This is a genomic window from Hydrogenophaga sp. (assembly GCF_022844385.1).
In the GTDB taxonomy this organism is placed as follows: Bacteria; Pseudomonadota; Gammaproteobacteria; order Burkholderiales; family Burkholderiaceae_C; genus Hydrogenophaga.
Map to the genome: position 1 here is coordinate 4,473 of NZ_JALHLX010000148.1, position 3,059 is coordinate 7,531.

Consider the following 3,059-nt stretch of genomic DNA (forward strand, 5'->3'; position numbering starts at 1 on the left):
GCGCACGCTCGCGGCCTGCGCAGCGTGGCTGTTGTCTTCATGCACGGCTACCGCTTCACCGCGCACGAGCAGGCAGCGGCCCGCATCGCGCGCGAGCTGGGCTTCACGCAGGTGAGCACCTCGCACGAGACCAGCCCCATGATGAAGTTCGTGAGCCGTGGCGACACCACCGTGGTGGACGCTTATCTCTCGCCCATCCTGCGCCGCTACGTGGAGCAGGTGGCCGGTGACATGCCGGGCGTCAAGCTGTTCTTCATGCAGTCGTCGGGCGGCCTCACCGACGCCCATGCCTTCCAGGGCAAGGACGCCATCCTGTCCGGCCCTGCGGGTGGGATCGTGGGCATGGCGCGCACGGCCGGCCTGGCGGGTCACGACAAGGTGATCGGCTTCGACATGGGCGGCACCTCCACCGACGTGTCGCACTACGCAGGGCAGTTCGAGCGCGAGTTCGAAACCCAGGTGGCGGGTGTGCGCATGCGCGCGCCCATGATGAGCATCCACACCGTGGCCGCAGGGGGTGGTTCGCTGCTGTCTTTCGACGGCGCGCGCTTTCGCGTGGGCCCCGAGAGCGCCGGCGCCAACCCCGGGCCGGCCAGCTACCGCCGAGGCGGCCCCCTGGCCGTGACCGATGCGAACGTGATGCTCGGCAAGATCCAGCCGCGCCACTTTCCCAAGGTGTTCGGCCCCAAGGCCGATGAAGCCCTGAGTGCCGAGGCCGTCCAGGCGAAGTTCAGCGAGCTGGCCGCCCAGACCGGGCGCGATGCCGCCGACGTGGCCGAGGGCTTCATCAACATCGCCGTGCAGCAGATGGCCAATGCGATCAAGAAGATCTCGGTGGCACGCGGCTACGACGTGACCCGCTACACCTTGCAGTGCTTTGGTGGCGCTGGCGGGCAACACGCCTGCCTGGTGGCTGATGCGCTGGGCATGACGCGTGTGTTCGTGCACCCGCTCGCAGGTGTGCTCAGCGCCTACGGCATGGGCCTGGCCGACCAGAACGCGATCCGTGAGCAGGCGGTGGAGCTGCCCTTGTCGCAGGAGGCGCTGCCGTCGATTGCAGAGAAGTTGCAGGCGCTGGGCGAGGCCGCCCAGGCCGAACTCGGGCGCCAGCAGGTCAACGTGGGCGCGGTCACCGTGCACCAGCGCGTGCATGTGCGTTACGAGGGCAGCGATGCGGCCCTGGTGGTGCCCCACGGCACGCTGGACGCGATCCAGGCCGGCTTTGAAGCCGCCTACCGGCAGCGCTTTGCCTTCCTCATGCAAGGCAAGCGGCTCATCGTGGAAGCGGTGTCGGTTGAAGCGGTGGTGCCCGGCGTGGCGCCCAACGAACCCCGCTTCGACACCCACGAGGCGCGCGATGTGCCCCGGGTTGAGACGGTGCGCATGTACTCGGGTGGCCAGTGGCTGGACGCTGCGCTGGTGGTGCGCGAAGACCTGCGCCCGGGCGATGTGATCCCCGGCCCGGCCATCATTGCCGAGAAGAATGCCACCACCGTGGTCGAGCCTGGCTGGGAGGCCGTGCTCACCGCGCTGGACCACCTTGTGCTGGACCGCCGCATTCCGCGCACCGTGACCTACGCCATGGGCACCACGGTGGATCCGGTGCTGCTGGAGGTGTTCAACAACCTCTTCATGAACATCGCCGAGCAGATGGGTCTGCAGCTGCAGAACACGGCCTACTCGGTCAACATCAAGGAGCGGCTCGACTTCTCATGCGCGTTGTTCGACGCCCAGGGCAACCTGATCGCCAACGCGCCGCACATGCCGGTGCACCTGGGTTCCATGGGCGAGAGCATCAAGACCGTCATCCGCGAGAATTCTGGAAAGATGCAGCCGGGTGATGTGTACGCGCTCAACGACCCATACCACGGAGGCACGCATCTGCCCGACGTCACTGTGATCACGCCGGTGTACCTGGGCGGAGAACCCACGTTTTACGTGGGTTCTCGCGGCCACCACGCTGACATCGGCGGCACCACGCCGGGCTCCATGCCGCCGTTCTCCACGCGGATTGAAGAGGAGGGCGTGCAGATCAACAACGTGAAACTGGTGGACCGTGGCGTGCTGCGCGAGGCCGAGATGGTGGCGCTGCTGCAGAGCGGTGAATTCCCCAGCCGCAACCCGCAGCAGAACATGGCCGATCTCAAGGCTCAGATTGCCGCGAACGAGAAGGGGGTGCAGGAACTGCGCAAGATGGTCGAGCAGTTCGGTCTGGACGTGGTTCAGGCCTACATGCGACACGTGCAGGACAACGCCGAAGAGTCGGTGCGCCGCGTGATCACGCGCCTGAAGGACGGCGCGTTCACCCTGCCGCTGGACAACGGCGCGCAGATCCAGGTGGCGGTGCGGGTGAATGCCGCGCAGCGCAGCGCCGAGATCGATTTCACCGGCACCTCGGCGCAGCAGCTCAACAATTTCAATGCGCCCACGGCGGTTTGCATGGCGGCTGTGCTCTATGTGTTTCGCACGCTGGTGGACGACGATATTCCGCTCAACGCGGGCTGCCTGAAGCCGCTCAAGGTCATCATCCCGCCGGGCTCCATGCTCAACCCCAACCCGCCGGCTTCGGTGGTGGCGGGGAATGTGGAGACGTCCAGCTGCATCACCAATGCCTTGTACGGCGCCCTGGGTGTGATGGCGGCGAGCCAGTGCACCATGAACAACTTCACCTTCGGCAATGCGAAGCACCAGTACTACGAGACGATCTCGGGCGGCAGTGGTGCGGGTGAGGGATTTGATGGCACGAGCGTGGTGCAGACGCACATGACCAACTCGCGCCTGACCGACCCCGAGGTGCTGGAGTTCCGCTTTCCGGTGCGTCTGGAGAGTTACGAGATCCGGGAAGGCTCGGGTGGCGCCGGCCGCTGGATTGGTGGCCACGGCGGCGTGCGCCGCGTGCGCTTTCTGGAAGACATGACCGCCAGCATCCTGTCCAACGGCCGCGTGCATGGCGCCTTCGGCATGGCCGGTGGGCAGGCCGGGCAGGTGGGCATCAACCGCGTGGTGCGATCAGATGGCTCCGTCGAAGCGCTGGAGCACATCGGCCAGGCCGAGATGAA

General features: G+C 66.6%; 1 protein-coding gene. It reads left to right on the forward strand.

Translation table 11 applies throughout. The features are described from left to right. A partial coding sequence (locus Q0C59_RS17305) for a hydantoinase B/oxoprolinase family protein (protein WP_291217857.1) occupies positions 1-3,059 on the forward strand: 3,059 nt, incomplete at both ends.